The 18,731-nt window shown below is 42.0% G+C and carries 14 protein-coding genes; 7 read left to right on the forward strand and 7 right to left on the reverse strand.

What is annotated here, in order from left to right:
* Window positions 1–54: 54 nt before the first annotated feature.
* Window positions 55–324, reverse strand: a complete 270-nt coding sequence (rpsO, locus tag WC980_06720) for a 30S ribosomal protein S15 (GenBank protein ID MFA5794741.1) — start codon at window positions 322–324, stop codon at window positions 55–57.
* Between the two features lie 146 nt (window positions 325–470).
* Here rpsO and WC980_06725 point away from each other — a divergent pair, with 146 nt between their 5' ends.
* From WC980_06725 to WC980_06755, 7 genes are read left to right on the forward strand one after another with little or no spacing between them, the layout of a single operon-like run.
* The gene (locus WC980_06725; GenBank protein ID MFA5794742.1) at window positions 471–1,352 is read left to right on the forward strand and encodes a DUF58 domain-containing protein; all 882 of its coding nucleotides are present in this window, start codon (window positions 471–473) and stop codon (window positions 1,350–1,352) included.
* A gap of 20 nt (window positions 1,353–1,372) precedes the next feature.
* Window positions 1,373–3,040, forward strand: coding sequence for a BatA domain-containing protein (locus tag WC980_06730; protein ID MFA5794743.1), 1,668 nt, complete (start codon window positions 1,373–1,375; stop codon window positions 3,038–3,040).
* A 5-nt stretch (window positions 3,041–3,045) separates the two neighbouring features.
* Window positions 3,046–4,167 carry a glycosyltransferase family 9 protein gene (locus tag WC980_06735; protein ID MFA5794744.1) on the forward strand — a complete coding sequence of 374 codons (1,122 nt, stop codon included), beginning with the start codon at window positions 3,046–3,048 and terminating at the stop codon, window positions 4,165–4,167.
* Window positions 4,145–5,296 (forward strand): glycosyltransferase family 4 protein, encoded by a 1,152-nt coding sequence (locus WC980_06740; protein ID MFA5794745.1) that lies wholly within the window; start codon window positions 4,145–4,147, stop codon window positions 5,294–5,296. The genes WC980_06735 and WC980_06740 overlap by 23 nt, the downstream gene beginning before the upstream one ends.
* Window positions 5,286–6,575 (forward strand): GIY-YIG nuclease family protein, encoded by a 1,290-nt coding sequence (locus tag WC980_06745; protein MFA5794746.1) that lies wholly within the window; start codon window positions 5,286–5,288, stop codon window positions 6,573–6,575. The genes WC980_06740 and WC980_06745 overlap by 11 nt, the downstream gene beginning before the upstream one ends.
* Complete coding sequence (gene rsmD / locus WC980_06750; protein MFA5794747.1) at window positions 6,572–7,144, forward strand: 16S rRNA (guanine(966)-N(2))-methyltransferase RsmD; 573 nt, start codon at window positions 6,572–6,574, stop codon at window positions 7,142–7,144. The genes WC980_06745 and rsmD overlap by 4 nt, the downstream gene beginning before the upstream one ends.
* Entirely contained in the window at window positions 7,089–9,161 is a 2,073-nt protein-coding gene (locus WC980_06755; protein ID MFA5794748.1) for a PQQ-binding-like beta-propeller repeat protein, read from the forward strand. Before rsmD ends, WC980_06755 begins: the two co-directional genes overlap by 56 nt.
* 14 nt (window positions 9,162–9,175) lie before the next feature.
* Here WC980_06755 and WC980_06760 read toward each other — a convergent pair whose 3' ends face one another.
* The 6 genes from WC980_06760 to WC980_06785 all read right to left on the reverse strand — a co-directional run bounded on the left by WC980_06760 (window position 9,176) and on the right by WC980_06785 (window position 18,725).
* On the reverse strand, window positions 9,176–10,300 hold the full coding sequence (locus WC980_06760; GenBank protein MFA5794749.1) for an N-acetyltransferase: 1,125 nt from the start codon (window positions 10,298–10,300) through the stop codon (window positions 9,176–9,178).
* A 2-nt stretch (window positions 10,301–10,302) separates the two neighbouring features.
* Window positions 10,303–11,484, reverse strand: coding sequence for a pyridoxal phosphate-dependent aminotransferase family protein (locus WC980_06765; GenBank protein ID MFA5794750.1), 1,182 nt, complete (start codon window positions 11,482–11,484; stop codon window positions 10,303–10,305).
* Window positions 11,485–11,545: 61 nt separating this feature from the next.
* The gene (locus WC980_06770; protein MFA5794751.1) at window positions 11,546–12,343 is read right to left on the reverse strand and encodes a dihydroorotate dehydrogenase electron transfer subunit; all 798 of its coding nucleotides are present in this window, start codon (window positions 12,341–12,343) and stop codon (window positions 11,546–11,548) included.
* A gap of 3 nt (window positions 12,344–12,346) precedes the next feature.
* On the reverse strand, window positions 12,347–13,279 hold the full coding sequence (locus WC980_06775; GenBank protein ID MFA5794752.1) for a HEAT repeat domain-containing protein: 933 nt from the start codon (window positions 13,277–13,279) through the stop codon (window positions 12,347–12,349).
* Entirely contained in the window at window positions 13,280–14,341 is a 1,062-nt protein-coding gene (gene purM / locus WC980_06780) for a phosphoribosylformylglycinamidine cyclo-ligase (GenBank protein MFA5794753.1), read from the reverse strand.
* A gap of 556 nt (window positions 14,342–14,897) precedes the next feature.
* The gene (locus tag WC980_06785; protein ID MFA5794754.1) at window positions 14,898–18,725 is read right to left on the reverse strand and encodes a kelch repeat-containing protein; all 3,828 of its coding nucleotides are present in this window, start codon (window positions 18,723–18,725) and stop codon (window positions 14,898–14,900) included.
* Window positions 18,726–18,731: the final 6 nt, after the last annotated feature.

An 18,731-nucleotide genomic window follows, 5' to 3' on the forward strand; every position in this document is an offset into this window, starting at 1 on the left:
TTTAATTTAATAAACGAGGTTTGATAATATCCAAGCCTACTCAAATCATCCACATTATTTTCTGATACCAAGCTGTTTAATCAGCTTCTGATACCTGACCGGATCTTGCTTGGACAGGTATTTGAGGAGTGCCGAACGCTTGCCGATAATCACGAGGAGCCCGCGGCGAGAGTTATTATCCTTGGGGTGGCGTTTGAAATGCTCGGTCAGTTCATTTATCCACTCCGTCCAGATAGCTACCTGGACTTCTGGCGAGCCGGTGTCGTTCTTGTGCACCTGGTACTTCTTTACAACATCTTGTTTCTTTTCTATCGTTAATGGCATAAGGTGCAATTAAACGAATATTTAAAATAATGTCAAGGAAATAATGAGAAATCTGCCAAAAACCAGGAATAGCGCCAGACCCGGATTATGAGTCACTTAAATTGACAATTTTAGGTTCGAATACTATAAATTGATAAACAGGGATTATGAAAGAAGAAATATTTGACAATGATTTCTTAAAGCGGTTGGAGGCCATCAAGCAGATGCTTAAAAAAGTTCTGATGGCTGGCACGGCCGGCGAGCGGGTATCTCGTCAGAAGGGCGGACGGGTGGAGTTTCTGGACCATCGGGGCTATTCGGCCGGAGACGAAACAAGGTATATCGACTGGAACCTGTTCGGGCGGACGGAGAAGTTGTATGTAAAGGAGTTTGCCAGCGAGCAGTCGAGGCCGGTGTATGTTCTGGTAGACAATTCTGAGTCAATGCGTGACAAGTCAGTTTATGCCAAGCAACTGGCAGTGGTAATGGGATATGCTGGACTGGTTCTGGGTGGCGACGTGAAATTTGGGTTGTTCCCCGGGTCAGACGGACGGATAATTTTATCGACGGTATTCAGGGCTGATAAAGATTTGTCAAAACTGCTGGGGTTTGTCGGGAAACAGCCGGCAGCCGGCCGGACAGATATTGGTTCGGCTTTAAGCCAGATGGACAAATCCCTGGTCAGGAAGGGGTTATTGATATTAGTTTCTGACCTGCTGGAGGATGATTCCAGATCTGCGCATGACGCGCTTATCAGGTTCATTAAACGCGGGTTTCAGGTTAATGTGATGCATGTGATATCTGAGCCGGAGGCGAATCCGGCGTTTGGCGGCCGGGCGGTTCTGCACGACGCCGAGACTGGCGAGTCGCGGCTGATAAAAATGGATAAGTCGGTCAAGGACGCTTACCAGAAACGGTTAGCCGGATATTCGGATGAGTGGAAGAGTTTTTCTCATCAGCATGATATACAATATTTTTACGTTAGGACCTCGACTCCGCTGGAAGATATAGTTGTGAACTTCCTTAAGGCGGGCGGGCTGTTAAGATGATTATTAATAGTGATTGAAATATGATATTTCAGAATCCGCTATGGTTATTGGGTTTGCTGGTTACGCCGCTGGTGGTCTGGCTAGTCTGGATGTATAAGCGGCCGATACATCTTTTGGTGAGCAGTGTCATACTCTGGCGTAAACTGCCTGACGCCGAGACTTCGTCCAGAACGCGCTGGCAGTGGGTTCTTTCGATGGTATGCTATGTATTGGTTGTTGTTTTACTGGTGCTGGCCCTGGCGCAGCCGGGTATTTATTTGAATCAAGAAACGCCCAGGCATGTTATTGTTCTGATTGATAATTCGGTTAGCATGAGCAGCTTTGTATCCGATACCGACAAGTCGAGATTGAGCATTGTCCAGGAGAAGATTGAAGATGTTCTGTCCAGATTAAACCAGAGCGATACGGTTTCTGTAGTTCATTTGCAGGGTGCGCTTAATGGTTTAAACAAGCAATCAGCTGTTGAATACTTAAAGGATATAAAATTTGCTAAGATAGGCGGTAATTTTGATGAATTGATAAAACAGATTAATTCATCCATTATCGCGGAAAGCAAGAAGAAGCTTTTGTCTTTGATAATTTGCTCTGATAAAATGCCGCCGGAGGAAGTACTTGGTCTATTATCTTTTAAACCATTATTTATCTTGGTGGGAGGACCATCGAATAATAAGGCAATTATTAAAGCCAACGACTCACCGACTCCCAATAAGCCGGGCTTTGTTGATATATTTGCTATGGTTAGGAATTATTCCGGATTAAGCGCCTATTTTCCGGCGGAACTATATGATAATGATGGCAAAATAATAAGCAGCATTAATGTAAATATACCGGCCGGGGGTGAATATCCGATAGTATTTTCGGATATTCCGGACAAACAGAAAGAATATACGATAAGGATTAATATTAGAGATGAGTTGATGGCTGATAATGAGGTTCGAGTGTGGGTTGGGGAAAAAGGATTGAAGATATGCTTAATCGGGGCTAAGAATGAAGCAGTATTAAAGGCATTGGTGGCGGCGAATGGAGCAGGCCAGGTTAATTACATCAGTTATGACCAATTTGTTCTGATCTCAGCTTTGGATATGGATAAGTATGATTTGTGTATATTTAATGATATAATGCCCGGGGTGTTGCCCGCACGAAGCGTGATTATAAACCCTCCTGACGGTAAGAACTTCGGGAGAGAATTGCAGTTATTATATGATGTATCCGGGTTAATCACGCCAACTAACCTTGCGATAACAGATCAGACCGCCCCGATATTTACTTGTGTTAATTTAGATAATATCCATGTTAAAAGCGCGAAGCGCTTGATGATAAATGACCGTGATCATTTTAAGCCTTTGGTGAAAAGCATGGATGATGTTATAGTGGGCGAATTTTCTAAAGATGGAAAGTATTGCCTGATAATCGGGTTTGATGTAGAATGGAATAAAGATAGTAATTGGGCGTTAATGACTTCTTTTCCGATATTCTGGGCTAATATAGTAAATAAAATAAAAAGTGAAGGGTTGGATATAGGGGCAGTTTATGGAGAAGATGAATCTAATAACAGCGGTAATTCGAGAAATGATTTAGAGCAGGTTTTTTTTGGCAGTCAAGAGAAGGAACTGGTTCAAAAAGAACTGGGTTGGTACCTGATGATGATGACGTGCGTGGTGATTGTAACAGCTTGGATATTAGAATGAGCAGTATGTTAGCACCTAAAAAAATAAAGTCTATCTTGGTATTAAGATTAGGTGGTATAGGCGACGTGGTTATGGCCACGCCGGTCTTTAGAGCATTAAAGGCTCATTTTTCTAATGCTCGCATCACTCTGTTATCCGAAGAGCCGGGGGCTGAGGTGGTTCGGGGAGCGCCTTATGTGGACGAGCTTCTGCCTTTCCGTGAGTTGTATACTTACCGCAGGAAAAGCCTGATGGCTTTACCGATGAATATCAAGTCTTTTATAGAAGAACTTCGATTAGCTAAAACGTTGCTTCAGCGGCGATATGATATATTTGTAGATTTGCATATGCTTTATGGTTTTAAGAATGCGATTCGGCCGATGATGATTGGCTGTTTTAGCCGGGCTCCGATTAGAGTCGGGTTGGATACGGATAGGCACTCATTATTGATGAATATACGCGTTCCAGACAGCGCATTTAGGATGAGGCATCTTGTAGATCGGTCATTAGATGTTATTGGGGCGCTGGGCGTCGATACTAGTAACCGCCAGACTGAAGTCTGGATAACTGAAGCAGATCGTAAGTTCGCGCGGGAATTACTCGATAAGAACATTGATTTAAATGACAAGTTATTAATCGGAATTCATGCTGGCGCAAACCCTTGGGCTTTAGTCAGACAGAGTTGGCCGCTGGAACGATTCGCCGCTGTCGCGGATATTTTGTCAGAGAAGTATGGCGCTAAAATTGTTTTTACGGGAGGGCGTTCGGAGATATCACTTATTGAGCAGGCAACATTATTAATGAAAAAGAAGCCGTTTATTGCAGCTGGGCTGACTACGCTTAAACAGGCGGCCGCATTAATGGAGCGATGCCATCTTTTTATAAGTAATGATACTGGTCCTATGCATATGGCTGTAGCCATGAAAACGCCGACCATTGGAATCTTTGGTCCGGGTAACTGGCCGGCCTTAGGTACGTATGCGCCGGAAACTAATTTTATAATGGTCCGCAAAGATATAGATTGCTGGCCTTGCCACAACTTGAAATGCGCTACCCGCGCCTGCATGGAACGGATAGCTGTAGATGATGTCGTTAGTGCGGCAGGTAAACAAATTTCTAAATTATATGCTAACAAATTCGGGAAATAGACGTAGGAAAATTGTTTATGTCATTACCCGTTTGATAAGAGGTGGGGCGCAGAAGGTTTGTTTTGATATTATAGCATCACTTAAAGATAAATATGACATTACGCTTATTAGCGGAACTGAAACCGGAGTTGAGGGGTCACTCTGGGTAGAGTTTAAGTCTATATCTAACATTAATATAAGGCAGTTAGCCCAATTAGTTCGTGGTATTGCTCCTTTCAAAGATACGATAGCATTAATCAGATTATACTGGTTTTTCCGCAGCTATAATCCGGACGTTGTGCATTGTCATACCTCTAAGGCTGGGTTTTTAGGATGTTTGGCGGCAAAACTTACCGGAGTCCCCAATATTATTTGGTCGCCACATGGACATATATTTTCTGCTGATGCTCAAATCCCTCAGGTAACCGGACTATCAATGAGTATTTTTTACTGGTTTTGGAAATTAACCTGTTGGTGTAGCAATACAGTTATTGCTCTTACTGAGTCTGACAAGAAGGACCAAGTTATGTTGGGTTTAGCACCGGACAAGAAATTCCGAGTTGTTTATAATGGTTTAGATGCTCTGGTCAATGGGGCGGATAAGATACCAGAAATAAAAGGCCAGCCAATTCTTGGTGTAATAGGACGGCTTAGTCCGGAAAAAGGGCAGGAATATCTTTTGAAGGCCATAAGTATTCTTAAACCCCAATACCCTCAAATTAATTTATTAGTGGTTGGTGATGGTGGTCAGAGAAAATATCTGCACTCAGTTTCAGAGCAATTACAGATAACATCATTGGTAACATTTACCGGACTTGTCGAAAATATTCATCCTTTCGTGAGTAAAATGGATATAGTGGTTTTGCCATCACTTTATGAGTCATTTGGGCTGGTTTTGCTAGAGGCGATGGCGATGAAGAAGCCGGTGATTGCTTCAAATGTAAATGGCATTCCAGAGATAGTCGAAAACGGTAAAAGCGGGATACTGGTTGCTCCGCGAGATGCGCAAGCATTGGCTGTGGCAATACAAAAGCTGATAGATAATCCCGTTTTAGCTAATACGATGGGGCAGAATGGCTTTGATAGATTTATTAAGTTGTTTACCAGGGAGCAGATGATTGTTAAAATAAAAACTATTTATGGCCATTAAGCGGCTAAAGAAGTCAATAAATAATTTCCCAGAAAATCCTGGTATTTATATAATGAGGGATAGGAGAAATGATATTATTTATGTGGGTAAAGCAAAAAGCCTCAAGCATCGCGTGGCAAACTACTTCAGTAAAGCACTGGACAATAAAACTTTTGCTTTGATGAGCCGGGTGAAGAATATCGAATACAAGATTGCTGGTTCGGAAATTGAAGCTTTGCTTTTAGAGGCACGGTTAGTGCGGGATGAGCAGCCGAAATATAATGTACGTTTACGGGATGACAAGTCATTTCCGGGTATTGCCATAAGCAAAGAAAAATTTCCTCGCGTATTTATTGTGCGAGAGTATGGCATAGAAAAGAACAAGAATATAGAGTATTTTGGGCCATTTGTGAACATTAAAAATCTTCGGGTTGTTCTAAAAGTGCTTCAGCGTGTATTTAGGTTTCGAGTTTGTCGGCAAATGGATAATAAAAAAGGTTGTTTATTGCACCATATTGATTTATGTGCCGCACCATGTCTGAAGAGAATTAGTTCATCAGACTACCAATCTAGTATCAGTTTATTAAAGCAGTTTTTAAATGGTAGTTTGGATAATTATAAATCAGGTTTATTAAATAAGCTAAAGAATGACAAGTCGCGGGGGAGGCCAGAATTAATTACTAGATGTCGGCATCAGACGGATATTTTAAAAAGAATAGCGCAAAATAGTTTGCCTGGAGAACAAATGCTTAATTCTGATAAATTATCAGGAATTAAGGCTATTCAATGTGCACTAAAAATGGATCAATTGCCAAGATTTATGGCCGCTATCGATATTTCTGATATCAAAGGCACTGCGGCTGTTGGTGCAATAGTTACATTTTATGATGGGCTGCCTTACAAGGATGGGTACCGGCGTTACCGCATTAAGACCGCAATAGAAGGGCAGGCGGATGATTATTATAGAATAAAAGAAGTTATTACTCGTTACATCCAGCGACAGCTTAATGAAAAAAATAGTTTTCCGGATATTATTTTAATAGATGGTGGTAAGGGGCACCTAAATACTGTAATAGAAGTGCTCTACAACATTAAGGACAGGACAAAGCTTCCGATTTTTATAGCTTTAGCGAAGAAGAACGAAAAATTATATACATTTGAAAATGGTAAAATTAAAGAGATTAGTATTTCCGAAAAAGGTATGAAAATATTCCAGTATCTACGCGATGAAGCGCACCGTTTTGCTCAGGCATATCATCATTTGCTTCGACGTAAAGCGTTAATAAAGGGGTCTCTATGAAAATATTAGGTGGTTCAGCCAAAGGAATGAATTTATTTTCTCTTGATGACAACAGTGTGCGTCCGGCCTTAGCCCGAATGCGTAACTCTCTTTTTAATATAATGGCTCCAATCATTCCTGGAACGGTTTGTTTAGACCTTTTTGCAGGTACGGGTGCGTTGGGGTTGGAGGCTTTAAGTCGCGGTGCTGATTTCTGCATATTTTCAGAGAATAACCGAAGATGTTTTGACGTACTGAGTAGAAATATAGCTAAACTTAAGGTTAATGATAAATCTCAAGTGCTTTTTATTAATGCTTTTAGTATTAGTGAACATCTTGCATCAAATAGATTGATAGATGTTATTTTTGTTGACCCCCCGTATAAATACTATAATGATAATTTAATACGGCCAAGGCTAATAGAACTTTTAGACTCTTTGGTAGAAAAAGGTCTGGTTAATCCGGATGGGAGGGTGATTGTAGAGCATTCCCAAAAGCAATTCAGTGATGCAGAATTTAAAATGCTGGTTTTATATGATATTAGAGAATACGGTCAAACCAAGCTATCTTTTTTCCATCCCAAAGCATAAACTTACGATATTTTTCAGCTCTATAATTGTTGCAATGTTTCTATTTGCTGCAGATTTAATAGGCGCAAGCAGCAATAATTATATTTATTTTGAGACCGATGAGGTTGTTAGCTATCTAAAAACAGCATCTGAATATGAGGCGAAAATGCAATGGCGTGAAGCTATTGAGCGTTATGAATTTTTAATTAAAAAATACCCGGAAGCACTTTGTTATATAAATGTTAATTGCTATGCCGGTATTAAACAATATTATATTCGGCGACTGCAATCCTATCCGATAGAAGGCCGGCAAATTTATAGAGATATGTTTGACGAAATTAGGCGAGTTGAATTCAAAAATGCCATCAATCAGTTCCGGGAATCAGGTGATATCAGGTCTGTTACTGAAATGATAAATGCGAATCCGCTGGGAGATGGTTTAATAGATGCTTCTATTCTAGCGGGAGACTATTTTGCTGAGTCCAACCAATATGATAAATCGATAAGGTATTATCGCATGGCCATTGAAAATTCCCACTGGCGTAACTTGAGTGCAGATAAAGCTGAAACTCGTCTTAAGCAAGGCTTTAGTTTGGAAAATATTATTGTGCCAGAGAAGATAACTGATCGGCTAAAGCTTGGGAGCAACAATGCCAATAATTTTGAGCCTCCGGATATACCTTTAGTTGCAAACCCTATGCTGGAATTATCCTGGTATTGCCCATTTGAAAGTATTAAGACGTTATTTTTAGCTAATAAAGAGAAAACCGGTAATCATGCAGATAACTCTATGAATACTGCTGAGCCGTCAAAGTTTTCTTTATGTTCCCCCTTGATGACAGATGGGAAAGCGTATATTAATGCTGGAATGTTTATTGCATCGGTGGAACTAGAGAGTGGTAAAATAGCCTCATTTTTTGCGCCAAGTTTAGCAGGAGGGCAAGCTAATTTTGGAAACATAAAAAATAATACAAGGATGATAATCAACGATTCGGGGAAAAGGCTTTATGCAACAATTTTTACTAAATCTAGGGAAGGGTTGTTGCTTGCTTTAAAAATACCAGAGCTTAAGGAGCTTTGGAGATCAAAGCTTAGTTTTAATGAAAGTGGAGTATCTGCCCCTTTATTTTATGGGGGAAATGTGTACTTGTGCGGATTTTTTAAAAATAATAATGAATGGCAGTTTTGCATGTTATGTTATGAAGCAGATACTGGGCATCTTATGTATAAAAAAAACATATATTCGCTTAATCGTGTCAGCAAAGGCATTCAAGGCAATTTGGTGGATGCATCCTGGATTGCCGAAAATAAAGGTTTTATTTACTTGCTTACCCCATCCGTTTTATCTGTTATAAATGCGGAAGATGGAGAAATAATGTGGGTGAATGATTACAACACAGCAGAAATTATTCAGTTATCAGAAGATTATTATGGGTTTGCTAAACAGATTACTGAGATCATGCGTAATCCTCCCATTATAAGAAGTGATATTGCAGTGGTGCAGTCAATATATTCTGGAAAGGTGTTTGGATTTGATATAGTCTCTGGTCGAATAAAATGGCAACAGGTGATTAATATTAACCGTACAACTGGGACTATGAAATATCAAAATCAAGATCGGCGAACACATGAATATGTGCCACGGACCGAAATTGTATCTATAATAGGTTGCGCAGGTGATACGGTTTTAATTCAAGGTGGCGATTTAATTGCCATAAATATAGAAAATGGAAAGATTGTTTGGAAGATATCAATGGAATCAATCTGTAACTGCTCGCTCAGCCAGAAAGTTTCAACTAATAATGATACAAAAATTAGCCCGGGATTTATAACCAATAGCCATGTATATTTCCCGGTAGAGCAGAGTATTATAATTCAAGATATTCCGCCAGGTAAATCTGAACCAATTGGTATGAAATTACCGGTAGGGCTAAACCAACCGGATTATTCTAACCGGGTAATACTTTGCCGTATTTCTGAAGGAATACTAGTTATATCAAACAAAGGTATTTGGCTTTATCGGATAAAACAGGGTTAATTGTCAGCCTGGTATTAAAGCGCCTTATCATAAAGTCGATATTTTTTGTAAAGCCGGGCGCCTAATGATTCAATCGTGCGATTCATCAAAACATTGTTTTCCAAGATCCACGATAACTCAGCTGCTTTGTACCCACGAGCCATCCCATTTTTTATAGTTTCCAAGTAAAATAGCACATCTATCCCGCGTTTTTGGTATTCAGGGATAATACCCATGGTAATTACCCGGACATTGTTAAATTTTTTAATATAAATATGCCAAAGCAGTTTAAATATGCCAAAAGGAAACAAACGTCCATTAATATGCTTGAGGGCCATATTAAAATTCGGTAATGCTAATGAAAAACCAGCCGGTTTACTTTGAACCTCAGCTATCAGTAAAAGAGACGGATCCACGATTTTTTTCATATCCTTTGCCATATATTCGAATTCTTCATCCGTCATGGGAACAAACCCCCAGTTATTGCTCCAGGCTTTATTATAAACCTCCTGGATGATTTTGATCTCTGTATCAAGGTGTTTCATATTAGCCCGGCGGACGGTAATCCTGAGATGAGACTTGACACGTTCTGCTACCCTAATCATTTTGTTGGGTATGACTAAAGTGTCATCGACATACCAGGCAAAAAGGTCTTTCGATTTTATTAATCCAGTATCGTCGAAAAGCCGCATATAATAACTCGGGTTATAAGTCATCATAAACATTGGTGGAGAGTCAAAGCCCTCTACGAGCAATCCGCAGGTTTCATTAGTAGAAAAATTCATCGGCCCTCGCATTATTTTCATACCCTTATTTTTAAGATATCCTGCAGCCGCAGTAAAGAGTTCTTGTGCTACAGCTTTATCGTTGATGCACTCAAACAAACCAAAGAATCCTGCTTGGTCATTATATAGTTTATTATGAGCTTCGTTAATAATAGCTGCAATACGGCCCAAGGGTTTCATTTCGTCAGAATACGCAACAAATAGCTGGACCTGGCCATGCCGATGGAATGGATGTATGTTAGGGGTGAGCAATTTTTTATCTTCGCTGATCAGGTTTGGGACCCAGTTTAGATTATCCTTATAGAGCCGGGCAGTCCAGGGTAAATATATAAAATCATGCCAAGGGTGGCAAGGAAGTTGTTTAACCGAGATCATATTTAAATTATACCCAGCTTCTTACCAGTTTTTACACATATTTCCATAACTTTATCTAATTCATTGTCTGTGTGGGTAGCCATATAGCTGGTTCGGATAAGAGATCCATCAGGTGGTACAGCCGGGCTGATAACAGGGTTTGCAAAAACCCCGTTATTGAAAAGTTGTTTCCAGAATTCAAAAGTAAGCATATCCTTGCCCAGAATTAACGGTATAATAGGAGTTTGAGTATGACCAATATTAAAACCCGAGGCCTTATAATTATGCTGCATCTTACGGGTAATCTGCCAAAGACGTTCGCGTCGATTAGGTTCTTTTATTAAGATGTCGAGGGCTGTCAATACGGTGGCTACAGCGGAAGGTGGCATACTAGCTGAAAATATTAATGCTCTTGAGAGGTGCTTAATATAACTAATGACTGGTTCTTCGCCGACAATAAATCCGCCTAGTGATGCAAATGATTTGCTGAACGTGCCCATAATCAAATCAACATCGCTTTCGATATTTAAATATTCGGCTGTTCCACGGCCGTTCTTGCCCAGAACGCCAATTCCATGAGCGTCGTCAACCATCAATCGAAAACCGTATTTTTTCTTTAGTTTTACAATGTCTGTTAAGTTTGCAATATCACCTTCCATGCTGAATACGCCGTCCACTATTACCAGTGCTGATTTTGGATTAGCTAGATCTTTAAGAATACGTTCCAAATCTTCAATGTCATTGTGCTTGTATTTTATTGTTCGGCCAAAGGATAGCCGGCATCCGTCTACGATGCTGGCGTGATCGGCACGGTCAATAATGACTGTATCATCTTTACCCACCAATGTAGATATTACACCTTGATTAGTTTGAAATCCTGTAGAGAAAACCAGGCAAACTGGTTTGTTCATAAACTGGGCAAGTTTAGATTCCAGTTCTTCATGAATATCGAGCGTCCCGTTTAGAAATCTTGAACCAGTACAGCCCGAACCGTATTTTTCTATAGCCTTTATAGCCGCTTCTTTAATTCGATTATCTTGGGTTAAGCCCAGGTAATTATTGGAGCCAATCATAATCATCTTTTTTCCGTCGATAATTACTTCTACATCGGCTCCGGATTGAATAGCTTTAAAATAAGGGTAATAGCCCTTTTCCTTAGCTTCTTTAGCTCTAGTATAATTGAAACATTTATTAAAGATATCCATAGACGATATTTTAAATATCAGAATAAGAAGAGAGGGTCAAGAAAAAAAGAGGGCTAAATTACTAACGTCTGTAAAGTTTGTCTGCTTTAAAAACGGGACCTTCATTACAAACAGTGGCCCAATCCCAGGAACCTGGTTTTTTAACAACTTTGCAAACGCATCCCCGGCATAGACCTATTCCGCAACCCATTCGGGATTCCATAGAGACTTGTGCCGGAATATTGTACTTCGTGACGATATTACAAATTGCATTTATCATTGGTATTGGCCCGCAGGAGTATATAACCGGTTTCCCATGTTGGCTATTAATGGTTTTATTAAGTAAATCAGTGACCATCCCTTTGATCCCGACTGAACCGTCTTCAGTAGCGACGTGGATATTTGTGGATAGCCGCTTGAAATCAGTTAAGCAATAAAGTTGATTTTTAGTCCGTGCCCCGAGCAGAACAGTTATATTATAGCATTTACTATGGACTAAGTATTTTAACAATAAGTGCAATCCGGCAATGCCGATACCTCCCCCGGCTAGGATAGCATGTCTTGTATTAGGAGTTAGCTTAAACCCTTTTCCTAAAGGTCCAAAAAGAGTTAGTTTTTTGCCTGGTTTCAATTGACGCATTAATTTTGTACCCTGACCAACTACTTGATATATAATTTCTATTTTTTTATTTTGCAAAACGTCATATATACTAAACGGACGGCGTAGAAGTAACTCATTATTAATTTTTAAATGGATGAATTGTCCTGGTTCGATTGTATTAAAGGCCTTGATATATAATTTTGAGTCTAATGATAGCATCATTCGGCCAGCGTTAGGCGAGATGGATTTATTATGTATAATTTGGGCGATAAAATTCATTATTTAGGGGAATTGGAAGTTCGCGCTTTCTTTAAGCCACCAATTATTCCATTTATCTATTGGTTCCTGTTGCTCTTTAATTGTTAAGTAATGCTTATATCCAAATGTCTCTCCTGCATTAAGTTTGGAGAGCAGGCTTATAGCCAGCGCTTGGTGTGATGATTCATTACTCTTTAAAGCGTCTATCATTATAGGAATGCCTCTTTTATCTTTAAGTTTTATCAAAGCTTCTCCAATGGCAAAAGAAAAGGTATTATCTGGGTCAGTAATCATTTCGGCCAGAATAGGCAGGGCTGAAGGATCCTGAAGATTTCCCAGGACGTGGGCTGCGGATATTCTGATATCTTTTTCCTTGAGAGCGACGGAGATAATTGGGATGACCTCGTAAGCTGTCATTTGGCTTAAGGATTCTTCAATTCGCGTTCGGTAGAGAAGGTTTGGTGTTCGTAAAGTTTCAACCAGGGCAGCTACTGCGGATTTCCCAAAAAGTCTAAGTTTGGCGCTGATTTCCGGAATATTAGCCGTCTCAGATTCTAAGGATTTAACTAGCTTGTTTAGCTGCTCAGGCATTGATGAGTCATTTTTAGGGCGTTCATTGTGCATTATTTCTTCACGCAATATTTTTAATTCAAAACGGATGTACTCAAGCGCTTTTTTATCCTCATCGCTGGAGTTAGAAATGTCTTGGAGTTGCCTTGTGATTAATTGATTTTTTTTCTCTATTTCCGCTATGCGACGATTCATTTCACCCGAAGTACATTTAGTTGCAAATAAAACAAGGATTAGTATACAGAATAAAGTAATAACTGTGCGGCTAACGTTTCTCATAGTAAAAATTATTTCAAGTACATTTATTTTTTTAATTGCCTCTGTTTGGGACAGAGAGCTAAGATAACCAGACCGGTGATAAAGAATTTTAATACTTTCATCAGCCACCTATTTAATAACTACTTCGCGAGACCCTTTTTTCGCTTTACCGATAAGATAAGGTGTTTCTCCCGCTTTTTTAAGTCTGCGCATCATTGCTCCAGTATAGTAGGAGTCGGCGATAATTACCATGCCGATTCCCATATTGAAAACCCGGAACATTTCTTTAGATGTGATATTGCCATGTTTCCGAATAAAGTCAAATATTGGTTGAGGCTTCCATGACGACGAATCTATTTCGATGTTAATATTCGGGGGGATGACGCGGGGGATATTTTCTATCATGCCTCCTCCGGTAATGTTGGCAATACTTTTTATGGCGCGTTTTGAGTGGTAAGCAGTCAGTATTCCTTTAATTGTCCTGGCGTATATCCTAGTTGGCTTTATCAATTCTTCGCCGAGAGTCGTTTTTAATTCGGGATAATATTCTCCCAGCTTGAGTTTGGCTTTATCTATTAAAACTTTTCTGACTAGCGAGTATCCGTTACTGTGTAGTCCGCTTGAAGCAAGTCCGATTACTATATCTCCTGGACGGACATTGTCCCCGCGTATGATGCGGTTTTTATCGACAATCCCGACAGCAAATCCGGCCATTTCATATTCACCAGCTTTGTAGAATCCGGGCATTTCAGCGGTTTCGCCGCCCAGTAACGCGCATCCGGACTGTTCACAGCCGTGGACTATGCCCTTAACAATGTCAAGTAAGGATTTTTCGTTAACTTTGCCTATGGCAATATAATCTAGGAAGAATAACGGCTCCGCGCCCTGAACAATCAGATCATTAATGCTCATGGCTACAAGATCGATACCGATAGTATCGTGTTTGTTCATCATGAAAGCGATCTTGAGCTTTGTCCCGACACCATCGGTGCAGCTGACCAGTACCGGGCACTTATAATTTTTAGCAAATAGCTTATCTTTAGACGTGAGTGAAAATAGCCCTCCGAATCCCCAAGGCAGGTCGATTACCCGGGGGTCGTAAGTACGTCGCATCATTGCCAAGATTCTATCTATTACCCCGTCTTTTGTAGTGGTGTCAACACCGGCATCCTTATAAGTCAATTCTTTCATTTTTCATCCTTTGCCATTTATTAGATAAATCAGAGCATTTACTAAAAAGTCTTTTTGCTTTCGTCGGATTATTAAGAGTACCAAGAATTGTGGATAGGTAAAATAGAGTATCAGTATCATCCGGGTCAATGCGTAACAGTTTTTTTGTCTTTACCAGGGCGTTTTTCATGTCGTTATTTATGTAAGATATAATACTGCTTTTAAGGAGGAGTTTCTTTTTCTTCAGGAATCTATTCCGTTCTCGCAGAAAAACTATCCATATAATATCGTATAAATTATATAGATAGATAGCGGTTAAGGTCAGTAACAAAGTGTTCTTTAGGTTGGTTGATATCCCGGAAAGGCAGGGGAGTATAACAAAAGCTAGGTCTAAAATAATAATGCACGAAAAAAATATGATAATCCCGCGCTTATAGCGGCTAAGCAAGACCTGGCCTAAGCCTGGTGCAAAAACAGAGAGAATAAAAGCAAGCAGTTTCACCTGGTAACAAGAATTAAATGGCAGGCTATTATAAACCCGCTTAACACCCGATGTGATTAAATAAAGGGGCTTATTTTAATCCATCGGTACATATCTTACGCCGGTATTGGTATATCCGCCCAAAATTGCGCCGCCCCAGAGGATTATCTGATTACTGGGCGGTCCTACCCAGACAGCCGAATGATAAGCCCTCTCGGTCGTGGTAGTGATATCAAATGATTTCCATGTGTCGGTTATGGGGTCATATCGGCCGCCGTCTTTCATATAAACTGTGCCATTCCAGCCGCCGAAGACAACCATTTCCGTGCCGGTCCATACAGCCGTGTGGAAAGCTCTGGCTGTAATGGTAGCCGGAGTGGTAATGGTTACCCAAGTGTTTGCCGTAGTTGAATATACGCTGCCGGTGTTAAGTGGCACGTTTATAGCCGATTCGCCGCCCCAGACCATCATGCCATATCCGGGCGCCCAAACTGCTGTATGTCCTGATCTGGAAACCGGGGCGCTGGCAGTTGTTATAGCGGTCCAACTGTCACCTGCCGGGTTAGAATTATATCTGGCGCCTGTTTGTAACCGGACCACGTTGCCGCTATCTTCATTAAAACCGCCCCAGATAAGCATTTCCGTGCCAGTCCAAACGGCTGTGTGCTGCGATCTGACTGATGGCGCGCCGGTAGTTGTGCTTGATAGCCATGAACCGCCCGATCCCGGATTGTAACGTGCTCCAGTATTAAGATAATTAGTCCCGTCTGCGCCGCCCCAAATAATCATTTGTTCATAAACATCATCCCAGACGGCGATATGGCCGGCCCTGATGCTTGGGGTATTGCCCAGGCTACTGTTTATTGATGACCAGGTGTTTGTTCTTGGGTTATAGATTGCTCCGGTATTTAACCAAGCGGTTCCGCTATAACCACCCCAGGATATCATTGTTTCACTTACGGTGGTATTAGTTACTACCGCAGGAATCCAAATAGATGTATGTTGTGTTCTGGCCGCAGGTGAATTAGACAGGGATACCGAGCCCCATTTGTTTGAAGTCGGATTATACCGGGCTCCGGACTTCAAGGTGGAAGTGAATCCTATATCGCCGCCCCACATAATCATTTCCGTGCCGGTCCAGACCGCAGTGTGACGCTCTCTGGCTGCGATTCCAAGGCTTGAAGGAGACGCAATCGGCGTCCATGTATTAGTGGTTGGATTGAACCTGCCGCCGTCACTATAGAAAGTAGTATCGCGGAATCCGCCCCATGCCAGCATTTCCGTGCCGGACCAGACCGCAGTGTGTTCTTCGCGGCCCTGAGGAGCATTTAAACTGGACATCGGAGTCCATATATCAGAAAAGGTATCATACATGCCGCCGCTATTCAGATACGTGGATGCATCGCGTCCGCCCCAAACCAGCATTTTGCCTACAGTCGATGCTATTACCGCGGTATGTCCTGAGCGGGGGGCCGGCGAGCCGGCCGTATTTATCGTTGTCCATCCGTTAATCGGCGAATAAACCGAGGTATAGTAGTAACCTCTGGATGGGTCATACGTGTAAGAATAATTCACAATGTCAGCCCATGCGCCATAATAGGTATATGCCGGTCGGCCCGGATAAAACTTTGCGCCGCTGTTAAGATATGTGCCGCCGTATTGCCCACCCCATATCACCATTTCTGCTCCGGTCCACACCGCCGTATGTTTATATCTTGCGGTCGGACAGGGTGAGTCCGTGGTTATTCTTTTCCAATTATTGATATCATCTGAATAACGGGCTCCATCGCTCAAGAACCAGGCGCCGTTATAACCGCCCCAGACATACATTTCCCAGCCGTCATTCCGTCCCGGCGATGATGGTGCAGTTCCGGTTATCGAAGGAGCGAAAATATCTGCGCCACCGTCATCGTAACCCCAGATTGCCGTATGCTTTAGTCTGCCGCTTAATGCTGAACTGGTGTTATTGGTGTCAAAAGCATAAGGACTTCTTTGCGACCAGCTGTCAGTGATGCTTACAGGATTAGTTGTCCAGTCTACGGAATAGGTATATTTAAATCCATCGTTGAAATACTCAACACCCTGCCAACCGCCGCCCCAAACAAACATGGCATTTTTGGAAGAAACCCAGATAGCCGTATGGTCGGTTCTGGATAAAGGCGCGCCGGTAGTCGTAATAGCGACCCAGGTATTAAGGTCGATATTAAGTATGCCGCCGCTGCCGTGCGTTGTGGTGCCGTTCCATCCGCCCCAGATAAGCATATTGCCGCGGGCTGAGTCCCAGACCGCTGTATGGTATGCTCTGGATACCGGCGCATTGGTCATGGCTACATCCACCCACTCGTTATTTGAAGGATTATATTTCCATCCGGAGTTGTAGTATTCATCATTGGCACCTCGGCCGCCCCAGATAACCATTTCCGTACCGGTCCATATAGCCGTATGGCCTGCCCGGCCCGGGAATAACTGTTCGATAGTAGTCGGCGTATCTTCAGCCCACGGCCTTATGGTAAACGACCACGGCGCGCCGGTTGCTGTTACCTGCCCGTTTGAGTTCACGGCGATAACGCGCCAATAATAAGTTGTTCCGGCCCACAAAATGCCAGGCGTAATCGGCCTGGTGCTGGTATCAATGACATTTGACGGGATCGCGTTGTCTGAAAATTCCGGAGATAAGAAATTGCTGTTATTGTCTATCTGCAATGTATAAGTAGCAGTCCCCGTAGAGTAAGACCATTGAAATACCTGAGACTGAATTACATTTCTCGCTGTGTTAGTCGGAGTAATCATGGTGAAAGGCTCAGGCGCTTCGCCGGGTTGGAAAGTCGTGAACGCACTATAAGAGGAACTGACCGCACCGGGTATTTCAATGTAACCGAGTACGCCATCTCGGCTGGGCAGGTAAGGCCTGGAAGTATTATTGGAAAATACTCGCCAATAATATTTCTGCCGGACTTCCAAAACAAAACTATCCGAAGGCGATGTTGCATAAGTATATGTAGTACAGGTGGCCGGATAAACGGCCGGTGAAATGGTTCGGGTAACCGGGCTGGTAAAAGTATCGGTTATGGATATTTCCATGGTATGGTATTGGGCATCGCTTGACATTCCCCAGTAAAAAGTGGGCGTTAAGGTGTATTGAACGCTGTTATAAGTAGGGGTTATCAGCGAGAATTCTCCCGGAAGCGGTCCCATGGTATAGAACGACCAAGGTGCGTTTGTGGCCGGGGTTTGCCCCATTTCATTGACTGCAACGACTCTCCAATAGTACGTTTTATAGACTTCTAATGTGCTTGCCGGAATCGTACAAGATGTTGTTGAGGCGCCGGATGATGTTATACTGGTCGTATAAATAAGCGGCGTGCTTGTAAAAGCGCTGTTATTATCCACCTGCAGGGTAAACGTTTTTCCCGTTTCGGGATTAGACCAACTTAAAATGGGGGTGAGTCCGTATACGATGTCTCCGTTATTCGGGCTGATTAAATCGAATGCCTCGGGTGCGGTTAAAATATCAGCTGTGGTGAAACTAAAAGGCGCATTAGAGGCGGTAATTCTTTCCGATGTGTGTAGGTCAACCGCCAGGATGCGCCACCAATATGTGGTGTTCCTCAATAATCTTCCTATCGGCAGCGTAAAAGACGTGGTGTCAGGCGGAATGCCGTCGTTCACATAAACCGGGGTGTCAAAATTGCTTTCATTATCTATTTGCAAAATATAGTTCTGTTCGCTGTCAAGGTCGGTCCATGTAAATACCGGCGTTTTGTAGGAAACGTTCACGGCGCCGCTAGTCGGCGATAGCATGGAAAATCTGCTGGAGTCGGTATTTATTTTGGTGCGGTTTGAAACGCACGAGCCCTTGGCCGCGATGAACAAAGAACTCAGGAATAGTAATGCGCAGATAGATAGTACGATACGTCTTTGCATAATTGC

This window comes from Candidatus Brocadiia bacterium (assembly GCA_041658285.1).
GTDB lineage: Bacteria > Planctomycetota > MHYJ01 > JACQXL01 > JACQXL01 > JBBAAP01.